This window comes from Rothia dentocariosa ATCC 17931 (genome assembly GCF_000164695.2).
In the GTDB taxonomy this organism is placed as follows: domain Bacteria; phylum Actinomycetota; class Actinomycetes; order Actinomycetales; family Micrococcaceae; genus Rothia; species Rothia dentocariosa.
In genome coordinates, this window is sequence record NC_014643.1 from 1,368,145 (window position 1) to 1,387,697 (window position 19,553).

General features: G+C 56.6%; 14 protein-coding genes and 3 rRNA genes. 14 read left to right on the forward strand and 3 right to left on the reverse strand.

Features of this window, described 5'->3' with window-relative positions; genetic code table 11:
* Positions 1-29: 29 nt before the first annotated feature.
* Positions 30-299: an ACT domain-containing protein gene (locus HMPREF0733_RS05920; protein ID WP_004006581.1), complete on the forward strand. Its 270-nt coding sequence runs from the start codon at positions 30-32 to the stop codon at positions 297-299.
* Positions 300-316: 17 nt separating this feature from the next.
* Positions 317-1,672 carry a PFL family protein gene (locus HMPREF0733_RS05925; protein WP_013398474.1) on the forward strand — a complete coding sequence of 452 codons (1,356 nt, stop codon included), beginning with the start codon at positions 317-319 and terminating at the stop codon, positions 1,670-1,672.
* A gap of 120 nt (positions 1,673-1,792) precedes the next feature.
* On the opposite strand, the gene HMPREF0733_RS05930 is transcribed toward HMPREF0733_RS05925, so the two are convergent.
* Both HMPREF0733_RS05930 and tmk read right to left on the reverse strand, forming a co-directional pair.
* Positions 1,793-2,932: a DNA polymerase III subunit delta' gene (locus HMPREF0733_RS05930; protein WP_013398475.1), complete on the reverse strand. Its 1,140-nt coding sequence runs from the start codon at positions 2,930-2,932 to the stop codon at positions 1,793-1,795.
* Positions 2,929-3,690 carry a dTMP kinase gene (gene tmk / locus HMPREF0733_RS05935; RefSeq protein ID WP_244864655.1) on the reverse strand — a complete coding sequence of 254 codons (762 nt, stop codon included), beginning with the start codon at positions 3,688-3,690 and terminating at the stop codon, positions 2,929-2,931. The genes HMPREF0733_RS05930 and tmk overlap by 4 nt, the downstream gene beginning before the upstream one ends.
* A 132-nt stretch (positions 3,691-3,822) precedes the next feature.
* On the opposite strand from tmk, the gene HMPREF0733_RS05940 reads away from it, so the two are divergent.
* From HMPREF0733_RS05940 to HMPREF0733_RS05960, 5 genes are all read left to right on the forward strand, one after another.
* Positions 3,823-5,016 (forward strand): trans-sulfuration enzyme family protein, encoded by a 1,194-nt coding sequence (locus tag HMPREF0733_RS05940; RefSeq protein ID WP_041321681.1) that lies wholly within the window; start codon positions 3,823-3,825, stop codon positions 5,014-5,016.
* Positions 5,017-5,023: 7 nt separating this feature from the next.
* On the forward strand, positions 5,024-5,359 hold the full coding sequence (locus HMPREF0733_RS05945; protein ID WP_004006586.1) for a DUF2516 family protein: 336 nt from the start codon (positions 5,024-5,026) through the stop codon (positions 5,357-5,359).
* A 196-nt stretch (positions 5,360-5,555) separates the two neighbouring features.
* Positions 5,556-6,293 carry a phosphoglyceromutase gene (locus HMPREF0733_RS05950; protein WP_004006587.1) on the forward strand — a complete coding sequence of 246 codons (738 nt, stop codon included), beginning with the start codon at positions 5,556-5,558 and terminating at the stop codon, positions 6,291-6,293.
* 170 nt (positions 6,294-6,463) lie between these two features.
* Complete coding sequence (locus HMPREF0733_RS05955; protein WP_013398479.1) at positions 6,464-7,621, forward strand: sensor histidine kinase; 1,158 nt, start codon at positions 6,464-6,466, stop codon at positions 7,619-7,621.
* A gap of 41 nt (positions 7,622-7,662) precedes the next feature.
* Positions 7,663-8,349, forward strand: a complete 687-nt coding sequence (locus HMPREF0733_RS05960) for a response regulator transcription factor (protein WP_004006589.1) — start codon at positions 7,663-7,665, stop codon at positions 8,347-8,349.
* Between the two features lie 90 nt (positions 8,350-8,439).
* On the opposite strand, the gene HMPREF0733_RS05965 is transcribed toward HMPREF0733_RS05960, so the two are convergent.
* Positions 8,440-9,144 carry a hypothetical protein gene (locus HMPREF0733_RS05965; protein ID WP_013398480.1) on the reverse strand — a complete coding sequence of 235 codons (705 nt, stop codon included), beginning with the start codon at positions 9,142-9,144 and terminating at the stop codon, positions 8,440-8,442.
* A gap of 286 nt (positions 9,145-9,430) precedes the next feature.
* Between HMPREF0733_RS05965 and ispD the strand changes: the two genes are divergently transcribed.
* The 7 genes from ispD (at position 9,431) to rrf (ending at position 19,178) form a co-directional block, all read left to right on the forward strand.
* Entirely contained in the window at positions 9,431-10,201 is a 771-nt protein-coding gene (ispD, locus tag HMPREF0733_RS05970; protein ID WP_013398481.1) for a 2-C-methyl-D-erythritol 4-phosphate cytidylyltransferase, read from the forward strand.
* 34 nt (positions 10,202-10,235) lie between these two features.
* Positions 10,236-10,760, forward strand: coding sequence for a 2-C-methyl-D-erythritol 2,4-cyclodiphosphate synthase (gene ispF, locus HMPREF0733_RS05975; RefSeq protein ID WP_013398482.1), 525 nt, complete (start codon positions 10,236-10,238; stop codon positions 10,758-10,760).
* 79 nt (positions 10,761-10,839) lie between these two features.
* Complete coding sequence (gene cysS, locus HMPREF0733_RS05980; RefSeq protein ID WP_041321682.1) at positions 10,840-12,270, forward strand: cysteine--tRNA ligase; 1,431 nt, start codon at positions 10,840-10,842, stop codon at positions 12,268-12,270.
* A gap of 61 nt (positions 12,271-12,331) precedes the next feature.
* Complete coding sequence (gene rlmB / locus HMPREF0733_RS05985) at positions 12,332-13,318, forward strand: 23S rRNA (guanosine(2251)-2'-O)-methyltransferase RlmB (RefSeq protein ID WP_013398484.1); 987 nt, start codon at positions 12,332-12,334, stop codon at positions 13,316-13,318.
* A gap of 676 nt (positions 13,319-13,994) precedes the next feature.
* Positions 13,995-15,521: ribosomal RNA gene (locus tag HMPREF0733_RS05990) — 16S ribosomal RNA — on the forward strand.
* A 343-nt stretch (positions 15,522-15,864) separates the two neighbouring features.
* A 23S ribosomal RNA gene (locus tag HMPREF0733_RS05995) occupies positions 15,865-18,966 on the forward strand.
* Positions 18,967-19,059: 93 nt separating this feature from the next.
* Positions 19,060-19,178 (forward strand): 5S ribosomal RNA (gene rrf, locus HMPREF0733_RS06000).
* Together the 16S, 23S and 5S rRNA genes form the textbook arrangement of a ribosomal RNA operon.
* The last annotated feature ends 375 nt before the right edge of the window (positions 19,179-19,553 follow it).

The following is a 19,553-nucleotide window of genomic DNA, read 5'->3' on the forward strand; positions in this document are numbered from 1 at the left end:
ACCGGGTTTACACGAGTAAAGGAATCACCGTGAAAATTATTCTGACCGTAACCGGAATCGACCACGAAGGCATTATCGCCGCCGTCACCACCAAGCTCACGGAACGCCACGTGAACGTGCTTGACGTTTCTCAAACCATTATGGGCGAGTACTTCACCATGATTATGCACTGCTCCTTTGACGACACCGAACAGAACCTCATCGACCTACAGGAGTCTATGACCGCCGTCGAACACGCACAAAAGGTGCAAATCCGTATTCAAGCGGAAACCATCTTCAAAGCGATGCACAGCATCTAAGGCGCGGGATAACCTTTATGATGAACGACCAAATACTCGAAACCATCCGCATGATCGAGGAAGAAAAACTCGATATCCGCACCGTTACCATGGGCATCTCGCTCCTGGACTGCGCCGACTCTGACGGCGATGTGGCACGCAGCAAAATCTACGACAAAATCACCTCTCGCGCTAAAAACCTGGTGAGCGTATGTGAAGGTATCGAAGTTGAGCTGGGCATACCGATCGTAAATAAGCGCATTGCCGTAACCCCAATTTCCGTGGTCGCGGCGGCCAGCGGAGAAAGCGAATATCTTGAGTATGCTCGTACACTCGACGCCGCAGCAAAAGCCGTGGGCGTGAACTTTATCGGCGGATTCAGCGCGCTGATCGACAAAGGTGCTACCCCTTCCGATAACGTGCTCATGGATTCTATTCCCGCCGCGCTCGCTGAGACCGATGTCGTGTGTTCGTCGGTGAATATTGGTTCGTCCCGCGCCGGTATTAACATGAGCGGCGTTAAACGCATGGGTGAAATCATTCGTGAAACGGCTGACCTCACCGCAGATACCAACGGCTTCGGATGCGCCAAACTTGTGGTCTTCGCCAACGCCGTGAGCGACAACCCCTTCATGGCGGGTGCTTTCCACGGAGTACAGGAGGCAGACACCACGATTTCGGTGGGCGTTTCCGGCCCCGGTGTGGTGCAGCGTGCCCTGCAGCAGGTGCGTGGCGAGCGTTTTGATGCGTGCGCCGAGGCTATCAAACGCGCCGCTTTTAAGATTACTCGCGTGGGTCAGCTGGTCGGTCATTTAGCCGCCGAACGCCTGGGTGTGTACTTCAATATTGTGGATCTTTCGCTGGCGCCTACCGCTGAGATCGGCGATTCGGTCGCGCATATTCTTGAAGAAATGGGTTTGGAAACTGTGGGAACTCACGGTACCGTGGCGGCGCTTGCTCTGCTCAACGATGCGGTCAAGAAGGGCGGTCTCATGGCCTGCTCGCATGTGGGCGGGCTCTCCGGTTCGTTCATTCCGATATCCGAGGATGCTGGCATGATCGATTCTGCCGCCGCCGGGCATATTACACTCGATAAGTTGGAGGCGATGACCGCGATCTGCTCGGTCGGGCTGGATATGGTTGCGGTGCCGGGCGATACCTCCGCCGCGACGCTTGCCGCCATGATTGCCGATGAGGCTGCGATCGGTGTGATGAACCACAAGACCACCGCCGTGCGCGTGATTCCAGCCGTCGGTCTGGGCGTGGGCGATACTGTCGAGTTCGGCGGGTTGCTGGGGCGCGCCCCGATTATGCCGGTGCATACCCCATCTTCGGAGGCGTTCATTGCTCGCTGCGGCAGGATACCCTCGCCGGTGCATGGGTTCAGGAACTAAGAGGTGCCAGCGGCTTCCGTTCTTTCCGGTGCTAAAAAAGAGCCTTGATGTGAATAAAGCGTTAGAAAATTCGCTTTTTCACGCCAAGGCTCTTGTTATGAAGGGACGGGACGCGGCTAGTTAGTGCACAAACCTACCCATAAACCCTTCAATGAGCAGGCGTGCATTCGCGTTGGTACGCAGCCTGCCGTGCACAACCTCAAGCGCCTGCACATGCTCTAGGGTCTGCGCGGCACTCGTGCGTGCGGCGAATTCGGCGAGCGCATCCCGGGCGTGCTCATTCATGAGGGCAGACCCGGAGTTTAGCTGCAGGGTGAGCACATCGCGCAGCACCGTCTGAATCTCCGTCATCGACCGCAGCAGTGTATCCGATTGGATGCGCTTCGCACGCCGTTTCTGCTCGTCTTCCAGTCGCCGAACTTGCGAGCGCAGGCTGGGGGAGATGCGTGCCCCTTCCTTGATGCCCAGGATCGCCAATAGTTCGGTGCGTTCCTTCTCGTCGCGCGCTGCGGCGGCTTCGGCTGCGTCCTGTTCCGCGAGCGTGATAAGCCTGTCCGCTGCCGCATACGCAGAAGAAATAGAACGAATGTTCATGATGAGAAGCGGCAGGGTTTCGCGCCGCTGCAGGGCTGTGGGGTCATGTGCCAGGCGGGCGGCGACCTCGGCATCACCCTGCGCGAGTGTTGCCGCGTGGCGTGCCAGCGCATCCTCAACCCCGTCGGCAACGAGCTTGGCGGCAACATCGGCGATGGCAGGAACCGGCAGCTGTACGGGGCGGCAGCGTGACCGAATCGTCACGAGCACATCGGTAGGGGAGGGAGCCGTCAGCAGCCAAATCGTGTGCGGCGGCGGTTCCTCGATAGCCTTCAAGAGCACATTAGAGGTGCGCTCGGGCATGCGTTCGGTGTCTTCCATAAGGATCACGCGCCACCGCCCAACCGACGGCCTATCCTGCGCCTTCATCACAAGGTCGCGGGCATCGTCAATGCTAATGCTGACCGCCTCGGTGCGAAAATGCGTAAAGTCCGAGTGCGAACCGTTCAGCACGGTCACACAGCCCTTGCAGGTGCCGCATCCGCGATCGGCAGGATCGGGCTGTTCACACAGCAGCGCCGCCGCAAAAATAAGGGCAGCTCGCCGATGCGGTGCCCCCGCCGCCCCGGTAAAAAGCCAGGCGTGCGTGGGGCGTTCGGCGGATGCGTCGCGGCGCAGCTGGTCGAGCGTGCCCGCGGGCAGAATCAGCTCATCCCATAGGCTCATCGGGCGTCCTCCCCGAAACCACCGGAGGTAAAATTCGTGTTCGTATCGCCGTTATCGCGGGCTAACTCTCGGGACTCCAGGAGTGGGCGAACAACCTCAAGCACCCGTTCGTGCACCGCATCCACGCTTCCACAACCATCCACTACATAATGCGCACCGTCAGCGTTCTGCCGCGCAATATCAGCGAAAGCGGTGTGCACGCGGGCTTTGAAATCAGCGCCTTCCGCCTCAATCCGGTCTACGGTGCCGCGGTCGCTCATGCGCTGGGACTCATCGGTGAGGGGAACATCCAGCAGAATTGTGGCGTGCGGTATCAGATCTTCGGTTGCCCAGCGGCTTAAATCCGTGATGGTATCTTTGCCCAGATTACGCCCAATGCCCTGGTAGGCTGCGGAAGAATCGAGATAACGGTCGCTGAGTACTACCGCCCCGGCAGCGAGCGCGGGACGAATCTTCTGCGCCGCATGCGCCGCACGGGATGCAGCAAAAATCAGCGCTTCGGCACGGGCATCGACCTCACTGGAACCATGTTTAAGCACGAGTTCCCGCAGGGCCTCGCCAAGGGGTGTTCCGCCCGGTTCTCGGGTAGCAATTACGGTGTAGCCTTGAGCCTCTAGAGCGGCTTGAAGCCGGGCAAGCTGGGTAGTTTTGCCCGCACCGTCACCGCCCTCGAAGACGATAAAAAGCCCGCGGCGATCGGGCGCTGAACCCGGCTGCGCGGGCGTACTCTGTGGCGTGTAGTGCAGGGAATCGTTCACCCTACTAAGGGTACCGTGCCTGCCGAACACGATAAAGGAAGGTGAACGTTTTCACGGCGTTGCCGAGCCAGAACATGACTTTCTGCGGTGTTCGGCGTGCATGTGAGCCTTAGCTGTGCCACTCTTAAAAGCATGAGTGAAGAGAAGATGTCAGCAGAGACCTATGTGGTGAACGGTGGTCGTCCCGCGCATGAGCATGATGCGCCGGTGAACCCGCCGATTATTTTGTCCTCAACCTACCGTGGAGCCGGTACCGTTGATACCGTCTCCGATAAAGTGTATGCGCGGTTCGCCAACCCCACCTGGGAGGCTATGGAAGAGGTCGTCGCCGGGTTGGAAGGTGGCACACACGGTCTCTTATTCCCTTCGGGCATGGCAGCGATTGCCTCGATTCTGGATTTGGTACCGGTCGGGTCGGTTATTCTCATTCCTAAACATGCCTACATGGCCTCTATTACTATGAGCAAGGATTTGCAGAAACGCGGTATTGCCGAGGTCGTGCGCATTGATCTGGAAGATACCGCTTCGGTGATTGCAGCCTTCGAAGATGCTGTTGCCCGCACCGGTGTCACCCCGGAAACCGTGGATTATGCGGCCCCGAAGGTACTCGCCTGGCTGGAGAGCCCCACGAACCCCATGCTTGAGGTCGCCGACCTGCCCGCTATTTGCGCGGCGGCAAAACGTTTGGGTGTGGTGACTGCGGTCGATAACACCTTCGCCACCCCAATTTTGCAGAAGCCTCTCTCCTTCGGTGCTGACGTGGTGGTTCACTCTGCGACCAAGTTCTTAGCGGGGCATTCGGATGTGCTTCTGGGCGTTACGGTCACCTCGAACGAGGATCTATATCAGGCAATGCTGCACCATCGCATCACCAACGGGGCTATTCCCGGACCCGTGGAGGCGTGGCTCGGCTTACGCGGTCTGCGAACCCTGGCGCTTCGCGTAGAGCGTTCGGTGCACAACGCGCAGAGGCTGGCTGAGCGCTTGAGTGAGCATCCGGCGGTAGAAGAGGTACGGTACCCCGGTTTGCCCGGCAGTAATGGGCATGAGTTGGCCAAGAAGCAGATGCACGGCGGGTTCGGTGCGGTGCTATGCGTGGTCTTGCGTGCCAGCGATGAACAAACGCAGCGTGTGGTAGAGGCTTTGCGCGTGTGGACTCCTGCAACGAGCCTGGGTGGTGTAGAATCCCTGATTGAACGCCGTCGTCGGCATGGGAGCGAACCCGACTCCATTCCGCCGTCGCTGCTGCGTCTATCGGTCGGCATTGAGAATGTCGATGATCTCTACCAGGATTTGGTGACCGCCATCGAGCAGGTCATCCAGTAAGGAAAATATGACTGCTCCTCAGCTTTTGTTTTATGCCACCCTGATTATTGACGGGTTACTTGCCCTCGTGGTGGCGTGGATTTGCATTCTCGCCTTTGTGCGGTCCGTCATGGCACCCGCGAATATGTACACGTTCAACGGCAAACGCTCCAAGAATTTCTGGATGGCTATGACCGGCGGTTCCGCCGCGGTTGGTCTGCTGGGGGTTTGGAGCGCCTTGAGCTTCACTTACAATCCTAGCGCTACGAGCAGCGTGGTGCTTTTCCAGCTGGTCGCCGCTACCATTTCGAGTGTTTTCCTGGCAGGAGTCTGGCCTGCCGTGGGCGGTAACCGCCGCTACTAGGCGCTCGTCAAGGCGTGCAGCCCGTATCTTTCGCCCGAGTATAGGGTGACTTTGACCTTTTCGGCGCGTGGCGCATCTATGCAGGGGTGTGCCGCGTGCCGATTCGTCTTCTGCCGCGAGATGTAGGGCAAGATGGCGGTGTGGTGTTGCTGGCATAAGCATGACAAACCGCCGCCCGCATGAAAAAATAGAAGCTATGACATACAAATTAGTACTCCTGCGTCACGGCCAGTCGGAGTGGAACGAGAAGAACCTGTTCACCGGCTGGGTCGATGTTAATCTGACTGATAAGGGTCGTGCTGAGGCTCAGCGCGGCGGCGAACTACTGAAAGAACGCGGCATCCTTCCCGATATTGTGCACACCTCATTGCAGCGCCGCGCTATCAACACCGCAAATATTGCCCTGGATGCGGCCGACCGCCTCTGGATTCCGGTCAAGCGTACCTGGCGTCTGAACGAACGTCACTACGGCGCTCTGCAGGGTAAGAACAAGTCTGAGATCCGTGAAGAATACGGTGACGAGAAGTTCATGACTTGGCGTCGTTCCTACGATGTGCCACCTCCGCCGCTGGACGATAGCGACCCCTACTCGCAGGCAAACGATCCCCGCTACGCGGATGTTGAGAACGCACCCCGCACCGAGTGCCTCAAGGACGTTCTCGGTCGTATGCTTCCGTACTGGGAATCCGATATTAAGCCCGACCTTGCCGACGGTAAGACTGTGCTGGTCGCGGCGCACGGTAACTCCCTGCGCTCGCTTGTGAAGCATTTGGAGAACATCTCCGATGAGGATATCGCTGGGTTGAACATTCCGACCGGCATTCCGCTGTACTACGAGCTGGACGAGAACTTTAAGCCTCTCAAGCCGGGCGAGTACCTTGACCCTGAAGCTGCGAAGGATGCTATCGCGGCTGTTGCAAACCAGGGTAAGTAATTATTTAACGCGCATGGTAAGAGAACCCATCGTTCCGGTAGTGTTGAACTGACCGGGGCGGTGGGTTCTCACCGTTTTCAGAGCACCTCGGCACTGCGGCGGTCAGGTTTTCGCTTCAGATACAATGCACACCGCACATCAGATAAGCACTTTTAGGAAGGAATCGCCCGTTGAACGCAGGTCTTATCGCTTTTTCCTCCGGCGTTCTCGGACTGGCTCTGGGTCTTTTGAGCATGGGTATTCTGAGGCGGTTCGAGCGTGAACGACATCGCACGACCGTCGCCGAACCCGCCTTGAGCGACGGAGCGGCGCAGGTGCTTGCGGTTATTGGGCGTGCCTATGTGGTGGTAGACGAGGTCGGAGGCGTCGTGCAGGCTTCGCCGGGCGCCTACGCCATGGGGCTGGTGCGCGGGCACACCGTGCTGTCTATTGAGCTTGCCGAGATGATCCGCACCGTGCGGCACCGCGGTATTTTCGTGGAAAAAGAACTTGAGATTGCCCGAGGTGAGGACGAATCCCTGGTGATCGACTTGCGCGTGGCTCCTGTGGGAAACGAATATATTTTGGTGCTCGCCGATGACCGCACCGAAATCTCGCGTGTGCAGCGGGTACGCAACGACTTCGTGGCGAACGTTTCGCATGAGCTGAAAACTCCGGTGGGGGCAATTAGCCTGCTTGCAGAGGCCATTGAGGAAGCCCGTGATGACCCGGAATCTATCGACTATTTCACGAGTCGTCTGCACAAAGAAACAAAGCGTCTGACCGCGCTTGTCCGCGATATTATCGAACTTTCCCGCCTGCAGTCCGCCGATGTGATCGGCAGCGGAAAATTGGTGTCTATCAATAACCTGGTGGCGGAGGCGGTGGACCGTTCCAAGCTCGCCGCCGAAGCCAAGAACATCACCATCCATACGGATGCCCACGCCGACCGTGAGGTTTATGCAGACCCCGAGCTGCTTGGGATCGCGGTGCACAACCTCATTGAGAACGCGGTGCGGTATTCTCCCGAAGATACCCGCGTTGATGTCACGGTCGAAACCTCGCACGAGAACCTGTTGATTTCGGTGACAGATCAGGGCGCCGGAATCTCTGAGGAAGACCAGAAACGTATTTTTGAGCGTTTTTATCGTGTAGACCCGGCCCGTTCACGGCAAACCGGCGGTACCGGTCTGGGTCTGAGCATCGTCAAGCACGTGATGGCGCAGCACGGTGGCATGGTCACCGTGGATTCGACCCTGGGGGAGGGCTCCACATTTACGCTGAGTCTGCCGCTTGCCGAGGCAGATCACTCGACCCCTGAAATCCTGGAATCCGCCGATAACTCGTGAGCTGAGCTACACTAGCTACAGGACTTAAAACAGAGGTAACGATGACGAAAATTCTGCTTGTTGAGGATGAAGAGGCGCTCTATGACCCGCTGTCCTTCCTGCTTGGGCGCGAAGGTTTCACGCCCGTTGTAGTCGATAACGGTCTGGATGCGGTGCCTGCCTTTGAGAGAGAAGACCCAGACTTAGTGCTCCTTGACGTGATGCTTCCCGGAATGTCCGGCATGGAGGTGTGCAAGAAAATTCGCGCATCCTCCTCGGTTCCGATCATCATGCTGACCGCTAAGGATTCCGAGATTGACAAGGTGCTCGGGCTTGAACTTGGGGCTGATGACTATGTGACCAAGCCGTACTCTTCGCGGGAGCTGATGGCGCGCATCCGGGCGGTGCTGCGGAGGCAGAGCCCCGACCACGGCGATGAGCAGGATCAGAAAGCCTTGGCGGCTGGTCCGGTGCGTATGGATGTGGAGCGTCACGTCGTCACCGTGGACGGTGAGGAAGTTTCCATGCCCCTGAAAGAGTTTGAACTTTTAGAGATCTTGCTTCGCAACACCGGTCGCGTAATGACGCGCGCCCAGCTGATTGAGCGGGTCTGGGGCGCGGATTATGTGGGCGATACGAAGACATTAGATGTGCACATTAAACGCCTGCGCTCTAAGATCGAGCCGAAGGCATCCTCACCTCGCTATGTGATTACGGTGCGCGGGCTGGGCTATAAATTTGAGGCGTAGAGACTCGCCCATCTCCATACAGAAAAAGGCTCTTTATGTCATATAAAGAGCCTTTTTCTGTACCTTGAGAGGGTGAAACCCTCACCAGAGCTACTGCACGTTCTCGTAGACGGGCACGCTCGCCGTAGGAGCCGGGGCGGGGACTTCCTCAGATTCGTCGTATGAAGGAGTCTCTGCCGGTTCAGGAGCCGTAGGCACAGCGGTCGCCGTATTCGTGGGAACGGCAGTTGCCGATGTGCTCGGCGTTGGGGTTTTCGCAGGCGTGCTGGCACTGGGAGTTGCCGCATGAGAGGACTGCGAGGATGCACGCGAGCTCGCCGCATTCGGCATATAGGAAGCGTACTCCTTGAGGGTTCCATCTAAGATCGGAATATTCAGGTTTGTGGACTGATCGTTCGAAGAAACCTGAGTATTCGCCAGAGTCTCACCGGGAGTCTGCGAAATCTTCGGCACGATCACCTGAGAATCATTGCTTTCTAAACGTACCTGCTGGCCCTTGGCAACCTTGACGGATTTCTCGCCGCTGGGGAACGCGAAGGTAACAGTAATATCGTGGTCGCTCTTATTCAAGATAGTGCCGAGCAGACGACCATCCGCACCTTTGCCGGATGAAACCATCATGATATTGCGAAGCTCAACGCCGTTAAGATCGGCCTTAACCCCGTCGGATGCAGCATACTGCAGGGTTGTCGGCTGGGTATAGATATAACCGCAGCCGGTTGCTGATATGAGCGCGGCTGCAATAGCCACACCCGCACCGGCGCGCTTAAGAGAGTGGGAAACGGCGAACTTCACGGCGCGTCCTCCTAGATTCTGGTGAGCCCTGCGACTCTGTGTGCGTGCATATAAAGCCGCCTTGCACGCGCAGTCCTTCGAGCGCACAGAAGCGACACAAGATTTGACTCTCGCACTCTAGTTTAGCAATGTGATGACAAATCGTCAGTATGAGACCTGCACATGACGCCGGTTTTATGCCGTCCTCGGGAAATCACCGTGGAACTTTGCGAGTCTCGCTCAGCGTCATAAACCTGCGCAAACATCTCAAAACCTCAGAAGCACACTATCGGGTACCCTCTTAGATGTGACTGAAAACTATCCAGAGGCTCTATCCACGAATGCTTCCCTAGTAGCCCGCACCGCCATCGTCGTGCTCGGCGCGGGTTCCGGCACCCGTCTCAAAGAAAAGATGCCTAAAGCTGCCGTCGATGTACACGGAAAAACCCTGCTGTACTGGGCACTTGAGCGCGCGCGTGCCTCGGGTATTGCGGAACGTCTCGTCGTAACGGTTCCACCTGACTGCGCGCACCGGTGCCCGCAATTACTGACCGATGCCGCCGAATTTGATGCTCTCGTTACGGAAGGCGGCAACACCCGCACCGCATCGGTCATCGCCGCCCTCGATGCGCTCGCCGCCGAAAATCCGTCCATCGAGCGGGTGCTTATTCACGATTGCGCCCGCGCGTTTACACCTCCCCAGGTTTTCCGCACGGTCGCCCAAGCGCTGACTGTTGGGTATCGGGCCGTTATCCCCGTCGTTCCCGTGATCGACACCATTAAAACCGTGGATGCGCACGGCACCGTCACCGGCACGCCCTCCCGTGCACTTATGCGTGCCGTACAAACCCCGCAAGGCTTCAGGATCGACACCCTGCGTGCCGCACATGAGCACAGCCGCACGCTTGAGGCTTCAGTCGCCGAGCAAATTACTGATGATGCAATGGCGGTCGAAGCATACGGAGAACAGGTGCATACCGTGACTGGGCATGCCGATGCCTTCAAAATTACAACCCCGCTCGATTTGCGCATAGCGCGCGCACTTTACCCAACCGCCCCGGAATCCGTCTGCTCCTAAAGGCTAAACACAAAACCGTGATGAAAGGCATGCCATGACAGATACAACCAGCACACAGAACCGCCCCACCCCTCAGGTCCCCCTTATACCCCGCGTAGGAACCGGCGTAGACGTGCATGCCTTTGGGGAGGAAAACACCGAGCTATGGATCGCGGGGCTGTACTGGCCGGGCGAGCGCGGGCTCAGCGGGCATTCCGACGGCGACGTCGTTGCGCACGCGGCCGCCGATGCGCTCTTTGCCGCCTCCGGTACCGGAGATTTGGGCAGTAACTTCGGGGTGGATCGCCCAGATATGGCGGGCGCATCCGGGGTGCGTATTCTCTCGGAGGCGGCGGCAATCGTGCGAGCGGCAGGTTTCGAGATCGGCAACATCAGCGTGCAGCTGATCGGTAACCGCCCCAAATTTTCGCCGCGCCGCGCAGAAGCCAATCGTGTTCTGAGTGAAGCGGCTGGGGCTTCGGTGACCGTTACCGCGACCACGACCGACGGCTTAGGCCTGACCGGACGCGGCGAAGGCGTTGCAGCCGTTGCCACCGCACTCCTTTACCCGGTGGTGTAGTCCCCCCCCGACGGAAGATTATTAAAGAGAATCCGGCGGTACCCACCGCTCGGGTGCTATAACCCGTAAACTAGGTACTGTGACTATGCGTTTTTATGATTCAGCAACATCAAGCATCCGCGATTTTGAACCGGTAGTCCCCGGTGAGGCACGCATCTACTACTGCGGTGCCACCGTGCAGGGCGAACCGCATGTGGGGCATATCCGCTCCGCCCTGGTCTTCGACCAGCTTGCGCGGTGGATGCGCTACCGCGGGTTCAAAGTCACCACCGTGCGCAATGTTACGGATATTGACGATAAAATTTTGGCGAAGTCCGTTGAATCTGCACAGCCCACCTACACCGGGGAGCACCCCAACGAGCAGTGGTGGGCGCTCGCGTATCGATACGAGAAAGTTTTTGCGCGCGCATATGCGACGTTGGGTATTGACCCGCCAACCTATGAGCCGCGTGCGACCGGTCACATTCCTGAGATGTTTGAACTTATTCAGCGTCTCATCGACCGCGGGCATGCATACCCGGCGCTTGACGATTCCGGGGATGTCTATTTCGATGTGCGTTCTTGGGAACAGTATGGCGCGCTCACCCGCCAGAGCGTGGACGATATGCAGGATTCCGCCGACGCAGACCCGCGCGGCAAGCGTGATCCCCGCGATTTTGCCCTGTGGAAGGGGTATAAGGAAGGTGAACCGCTGACCGCAGCGTGGGATTCGCCGTGGGGCCGCGGTCGTCCCGGCTGGCATCTGGAATGCTCGGCGATGGCGGGTAAATACCTGGGGAAGCGGTTCGATATTCACGGCGGCGGGCTGGATCTGCGTTTTCCGCATCACGAGAATGAACTGGCGCAGTCCACGGCTGCGGGCGATGATTTCGCTAATTTCTGGATGCACAACGGCATGGTCACCTACGAGGGCGAGAAAATGTCGAAATCGATCGGCAACACCATTTCTCCCGTGCAAATGCTGCAGCAGGCTCGCCCGCTGGTAGTGCGCTATTATTTGGGTTCGGCACATTATCGTTCGGTGTTGGATTACCGCCCCACTTCATTAGAAGAGGCACGGGTTGCTATCGAGCGTGTGGAGGCATTCCTCGCCGCTACCTCGGAGCTTATGGCCCCGGACCCACAGGAACGTCGCGTACCGCAGGACTTTGCGGATGCGCTTGACGACGATATGAATATTCCGCGCGCACTTGCGGTGCTTCACGAGCAGACTCGCGCCGGTAACGCCGCGCTTGCCGCCGGTGCGGATGCCTCCGAATTCGCAAATGCGGTGTGGGCTATGGCAAATGTGCTTGGGCTGACTTCGCTCATGAATCTTGACGGTTCGGGGGCTTCCGGTGCGGAACATCAGGCATTAGATGCGCTCATTCATACTATTTTGGAACAGCGCGCGAGTGCCCGCGCCGAGAAGGATTGGGCGACCGCCGACAGGATGCGCGATGTGCTCGCCGCCGCAGGTATTACGGTCAAGGACGGCGCGCAGGGCTCTACATGGAGCCTTAACGCATAACACATTCCCCGAAACTCGCCCCGAAGCGGGCACGACAGACGTTGAACTAAAGGATACAGATATGGCTAAGGCAGGTTCGCGCCCCGGCGCTACCGCAAAGAAAAAGGGTGCGACGAAGGGCACCGGCGGTCACGGTCGGCGTGCGCTGGAAGGTAAAGGACCCACCCCGAAGGCTGAGGACCGCGTTTACCACAAGGCGTATAAGATGAAGCGCGCGGCGGAGCGTCGTGCGGCTACCGGCACGAACCGCAAGTTCCAGACTCGTCTGGGCGGCAAGCGCATGAGCGATGAACTTGTTACCGGTCGCAACGCGGTTCTGGAGGCACTTCGCACCAATATTCCAGCGAAGCACCTGTACGTGATGAGCCGTATCGAGGTCGATGACCGCGTGCGCGACATTATGACGACGGCGAATAAGAAAAACCTGCCCATGCTGGAGATCCCCCGCAGCGAGCTGGATCGCCTGACGGATGGTGCCGTGCATCAGGGGATTGCAATGCAGATTCCGCCTTATCAGTACCCGGATGCGACCGATTTGGTACTGGACGTTATGGAGCGCTGGCATGCTGGCAAACTTAAGTCGCCTCCGCTTTTCGTGGCTTTGGATGGTATTACCGATCCTCGAAATTTGGGTGCAATTATTCGCAGCGTTTCGGCATTTAGCGGCGATGGGGTCATCATTCCTGAGCGTCGCTCTGCTGCAGTGACTGCGGGCGCCTGGAAAACGAGTGCGGGGGCGGCGGCCCGTATTCCGGTGGCGATGGCAACGAACCTGACGCGCGTGCTGCAGCAGGCAAAAGAGCAGGGTATTTTTGTGATTGGTTTGGACGGCGGGGGAGACATAGACCTGCCGAATCTACAGCTCGCTTCTGAGCCTCTGTGCGTGGTGGTTGGTTCCGAGGGTAAGGGCCTTTCGCGTTTGGTGACGGAGACCTGCGATCAGATCGTGTCGATCCCTATTGATTCGGCTATGGAGTCTCTCAACGCCGCAATGGCAGTGGGCATTACTCTCTATGACGTATCCCGCCATCGCGCTGAGTCTCACTAACGCTCTTATCCGATGCGCGTGTGAAGCCTGATGTTCAGGTTCCACACGCGCTCGTGTATTGACGATGCAATGGGGTTGCAGCGGCAGAGCCCGAATACATACCGTGCTTGACGGCTTGTTTTGCTAGTGGTGTAAAACACTCACCCGTTGGGTTGCGGTGGTGGGTGTGGGTGTGTATAGTTGTATGAGTCGCCGCGGCGAGGACTTCATTTCTGGTTGTGATCCGGGTGGGGTTGGTTGCGGTGATTTATCATGTGATGACCGGCTGATGATGACTCTGATGGTGTGTTGTTGTTGGTGTGGTGTGTTGTTTGAGAACTCAAGAGTGTGCTTTGTTCAATACGTTTTAGACACAACTGTGTGTTGTGTTGTGATGATGTGTATTGGTGAAACGGGATGTTGTGACAGTGCACTGGTACCCCCTTTTTTTTGGTGGGGTGTTGGTGTGCGGGGTTGATACCGTATATGTTTTTTGATCTTATTGAGGTCATGTTTTTTGGTGTGGTCTTGTAGTTCTGAAAATTTTGTTGTGGTGTCTGCTGGTTGGGACATTCGTGTGGGACAGGAAGCATGGGGTGCGTTGGTGTGCCTGGTGTTTTGTGTCCTTGTTTTTTGTTTTGTCAGTAGTTCATTGTTTTTTGAGAGTTATGGGATCATGCGTTTGCTTTTTGTTTTTGTAACGGAGAGTTTGATTCTGGCTCAGGACGAACGCTGGCGGCGTGCTTAACACATGCAAGTCGAACGATGAAGCCTAGCTTGCTAGGTGGATTAGTGGCGAACGGGTGAGTAATACGTGAGTGACCTACCTTTGACTCTGGGATAAGCCTGGGAAACTGGGTCTAATACCGGATACGACCAATCTCCGCATGGGGTGTTGGTGGAAAGCGTTATGGAGTGGTTTTAGATGGGCTCACGGCCTATCAGCTTGTTGGTGAGGTAATGGCTTACCAAGGCGACGACGGGTAGCCGGCCTGAGAGGGTGACCGGCCACACTGGGACTGAGACACGGCCCAGACTCCTACGGGAGGCAGCAGTGGGGAATATTGCACAATGGGCGCAAGCCTGATGCAGCGACGCCGCGTGAGGGATGACGGCCTTCGGGTTGTAAACCTCTGTTAGCATCGAAGAAGCGAAAGTGACGGTAGGTGCAGAGAAAGCGCCGGCTAACTACGTGCCAGCAGCCGCGGTAATACGTAGGGCGCGAGCGTTGTCCGGAATTATTGGGCGTAAAGAGCTTGTAGGCGGTTGGTCGCGTCTGCTGTGAAAGGCTGGGGCTTAACCCTGGTTTTGCAGTGGGTACGGGCTAACTAGAGTGCAGTAGGGGAGACTGGAATTCCTGGTGTAGCGGTGGAATGCGCAGATATCAGGAGGAACACCGATGGCGAAGGCAGGTCTCTGGGCTGTAACTGACGCTGAGAAGCGAAAGCATGGGGAGCGAACAGGATTAGATACCCTGGTAGTCCATGCCGTAAACGTTGGGCACTAGGTGTGGGGGACATTCCACGTTTTCCGCGCCGTAGCTAACGCATTAAGTGCCCCGCCTGGGGAGTACGGCCGCAAGGCTAAAACTCAAAGAAATTGACGGGGGCCCGCACAAGCGGCGGAGCATGCGGATTAATTCGATGCAACGCGAAGAACCTTACCAAGGCTTGACATATACTGGACTGCGTCAGAGATGGCGTTTCCCTTCGGGGCTGGTATACAGGTGGTGCATGGTTGTCGTCAGCTCGTGTCGTGAGATGTTGGGTTAAGTCCCGCAACGAGCGCAACCCTCGTTCTATGTTGCCAGCACGTGATGGTGGGGACTCATAGGAGACTGCCGGGGTCAACTCGGAGGAAGGTGGGGATGACGTCAAATCATCATGCCCCTTATGTCTTGGGCTTCACGCATGCTACAATGGCCGGTACAGAGGGTTGCGATACTGTGAGGTGGAGCTAATCCCTAAAAGCCGGTCTCAGTTCGGATTGGGGTCTGCAACTCGACCCCATGAAGTCGGAGTCGCTAGTAATCGCAGATCAGCAACGCTGCGGTGAATACGTTCCCGGGCCTTGTACACACCGCCCGTCAAGTCACGAAAGTTGGTAACACCCGAAGCCGGTGGCCTAACCCTGGTGGGGGGAGCCGTCGAAGGTGGGACTGGCGATTGGGACTAAGTCGTAACAAGGTAGCCGTACCGGAAGGTGCGGCTGGATCACCTCCTTTCTAAGGAGCTCAACTATTGTTTGGTTGGCCATGCTGCTCGCGAGTGTCGGGTGGGTGGTTTGCTCATGGGTGGAATGTCAGTCCCCTTTTTTTTTGTTGTTTGTTTTGTTTCACGGTGTTGTGTATACGTCATCATCTTTTCGTGTTGTTCGGGTGCGTTCTTGGGTTTTCGGGTTGCACGCTAGGTGTGGTCTGAGTTGGTGACTGGCTGGTGCTGGTGCTGGGTTTGTTCTCGGTGTTGGTGTTGGTGTGGTTTGTTGTTTGAGAACTATATAGTGGACGCGAGCATCTTCTGGGAACTGCACGGTTGTGTGGTTTCTTGATTCTTCTTTTTCTTGATTGTGTGTAAGTTGTTAAGGGCACACGGTGGATGCCTTGGCATCAGGAGCCGATGAAGGACGTGTGAATCTGCGATAAGCCTCGGGGAGCCGATAACTGGGCGTGGATCCGAGGATTTCCGAATGGGGAAACCTCGCTCATCGTTGTGGTGGGTGACCGCTGGTTGAATGTATAGGCCAGTTGGGGGGAACGCGGGGAAGTGAAACATCTCAGTACCCGCAGGAAGAGAAAATAATAATGATTCTGTTAGTAGTGGCGAGCGAACGCGGATGAGACTAAACCTGTGGTGTGTGATAGCGGTTAGGTGTTGCATCATGGGTGTTGTGGGAGTTGTTGTGGTGGTTCTAACTGGTCACCGGCGTAGTGCATGATGGTAGGCGAACTGGCTTGGAATGGTCGACCGTAGTGGGTGAGAGTCCCGTAGTTGAAAGTGTTGTGTGTGCGTTGACAATGTCCCGAGTAGCACGGGGCTCGTGGAATCTCGTGTGAATCTGCCAGGACCACCTGGTAAGTCTAAATACTTCCTGATGACCGATAGTGGATCAGTACCGTGAGGGAATGGTGAAAAGTACCCCGGGAGGGGAGTGAAATAGTACCTGAAACCGTGTGCTTACAAGCCGTTATAGCCCCCTTTTGTGTGGGGTGGTGGCGTGCCTTTTGAAGAATGAGCCTGCGAGTTAGTGTTTTGTCGCGAGGTTAACCCGTGTGGGGTAGTCGTAGCGAAAGCGAGTCTGAATAGGGCGTTGTAGTGGCAGGATCTAGACCCGAAGCGGAGTGATCTATCCATGGCCAGGTTGAAGCACGTGTAAGAGCGTGTGGAGGACCGAACCCACCTAGGTTGAAAACTGGGGGGATGAGCTGTGGATAGGGGTGAAAGGCCAATCAAACTCTGTGATAGCTGGTTCTCCCCGAAATGCATTTAGGTGCAGCGTTACATGTTTCTTGCTGGAGGTAGAGCTACTGGATGGCCGATGGGCCCGCGAGGGTTACTGACGTTAGCTAAACTCCGAATGCCGGTAAGTGAGAGTGTAGCAGTGAGACAGTGGGGGATAAGCTTCATTGTCGAGAGGGAAACAGCCCAGACCATCAACTAAGGCCCCTAAGCGTGTGCTAAGTGGGAAAGGATGTGGAGTTGCTGAGACAACCAGGAGGTTGGCTTAGAAGCAGCCATCCTTGAAAGAGTGCGTAATAGCTCACTGGTCAAGTGATTCTGCGCCGATAATGTAGCGGGGCTCAAGTACACCGCCGAAGTTGTGGCAATCAGTCTTTGTGGCTGGTTGGGTAGGGGAGCGTCCTGCACGAGGTGAAGCTGCCACGGGAGTGTGTGGTGGATTGTGTGGGAGTGAGAATGCAGGCATGAGTAGCGAATCACGGGTGAGAAACCCGTGCGCCGGATGATCAAGGGTTCCAGGGTCAAGTTAATCTGCCCTGGGTTAGTCGGGGCCTAAGGCGAGGCCGACAGGCGTAGTCGATGGAGAACGGGTTGATATTCCCGTACCAGTGAAGGACCGTCCATACTGATATTGTGATGCTAACCATGCCGATCACGGTGTCATGAAGTTTTTCTTTGTGGTGTTGTGGGGTGTGTGGGACCCAAGCTTTGGAGGTAAGCGTGTTAACAGGTGTGACGCAGGAAGGTAGCCAAGCCACGCGGTGGTTGTCGTGGTCTAAGCGTGTAGGATGACTGGTTGTTAAATGCGCCGGTTGTGTGTCTGAGACGTGATGGGACCCCTTGTTTGTGGGGGATTTGGTGATCCTATGCTGCCGAGAAAAGCATCGGCGTGAGGTTTTAGCTGCCCGTACCCGAAACCGACACAGGTGATCAGGTAGAGAATACTAAGGCGATCGAGAGAATCATGGTTAAGGAACTCGGCAAAATGCCCCCGTAACTTCGGGAGAAGGGGGGCCCTGAGCGTGATCTGCCCGTGCGGTGGGGAGCGTGTAGGGGTCGCAGAGACCAGGGGGAAGCGACTGTTTATCAAAAACACAGGTCCGTGCGAAGTCGTAAGACGAGGTATACGGACTGACTCCTGCCCGGTGCTGGAAGGTTAAGAGGATTGGTTAGCCCTGTGTGGGCGAAGCTGAGAATTTAAGCCCCAGTAAACGGCGGTGGTAACTATAACCATCCTAAGGTAGCGAAATTCCTTGTCGGGTAAGTTCCGACCTGCACGAATGGAGTAACGACTTCCCTACTGTCTCAACCATGAACTCGGTGAAATTGCAGTACGAGTAAAGATGCTCGTTTCGCGCAGCAGGACGGAAAGACCCCGTGACCTTTACTATAGTTTGGTATTGGTGTTTGGGTTGGCTTGTGTAGGATAGGTGGGAGACTGTGAAGCCGTCACGCTAGTGGTGGTGGAGTCGTTGTTGAAATACCACTCTGGTCAATCTGGATGTCTAACTTCGGGCCATGATCTGGTTCAGGGACAGTGCCTGATGGGTAGTTTAACTGGGGCGGTTGCCTCCTAAAGTGTAACGGAGGCGCCCAAAGGTTCCCTCAGCCTGGTTGGCAATCAGGTGTTGAGTGTAAGTGCACAAGGGAGCTTGACTGTGAGAGTGGCGACTCGAGCAGGGACGAAAGTCGGGACTAGTGATCCGGCAGTGGCTTGTGGAAGCGCTGTCGCTCAACGGATAAAAGGTACCTCGGGGATAACAGGCTGATCTTGCCCAAGAGTCCATATCGACGGCATGGTTTGGCACCTCGATGTCGGCTCGTCGCATCCTGGGGCTGGAGTCGGTCCCAAGGGTTGGGCTGTTCGCCCATTAAAGCGGTACGCGAGCTGGGTTCAGAACGTCGTGAGACAGTTCGGTCCCTATCCGCTGCGCGCGTTGGAGAATTGAGAAAGGCTGTCCTTAGTACGAGAGGACCGGGACGGACGAACCTCTGGTATGTCAGTTGTACCGCCAGGTGCATGGCTGATTGGCTACGTTCGGGAGGGATAACCGCTGAAGGCATCTAAGCGGGAAGCCTGTTTCGAGATGAGTTCTCCTGGCACCCCTTTGTGGTGTGTGAGGCTCCTTAGAGATGATGAGGTTGATAGGCCGGGTATGGAAGCGTTGTAAGGCGTGGAGTTGACTGGTACTAATAGGCCGAAGACTTATTCACACTATGTTGTTTGTGGTGTTTGCGTTCGCTGTATAGTTTTGAAACAACAAGCTGGGCCCCGTTTTTGTGGGGTGGGTTGTTGTTTGGTGGTTTTGCGGTGGTGATAGCTTGGGGGAAACGCCCAGTATCCTTTTCGAACCTGGTGAGCTAAGCCCTGTGGTGTTGATGGTACTGCATCTTGGTGGGTGTGGGAGAGTAGATGGCTGCCGCAATAAATATTTTGTTTAGAGGTAAGTATGGGTGGGGGTTTCCTGTGAGGGGGAGCTTTCGCTCATGCTTTTTGTGTTTAACGGTGGTTTTTACTCAACAACCCCAACCCGGTAGCAGCATCCCCTTGACCATGAGTGCGGTTGGGGTATTGGTAAGCTATGCCGGGGGAGGGTCGGCTGCCCTCTTCTAATGTGTTCTGGCTGAATGGGTTTTCTTAGAACACACAAAAAGGTAACGGAGTATAAGACATATTGTGTCTGCCCTGAACCATCTCGTCCTGTCATGACAGCGAACCATCCTATCTAGGGTACGGAGCAAAGGCTTATAGGTAAAATTGTGTGCCTGCTACCGGGCACTTTACCCTGTCACCACAACGG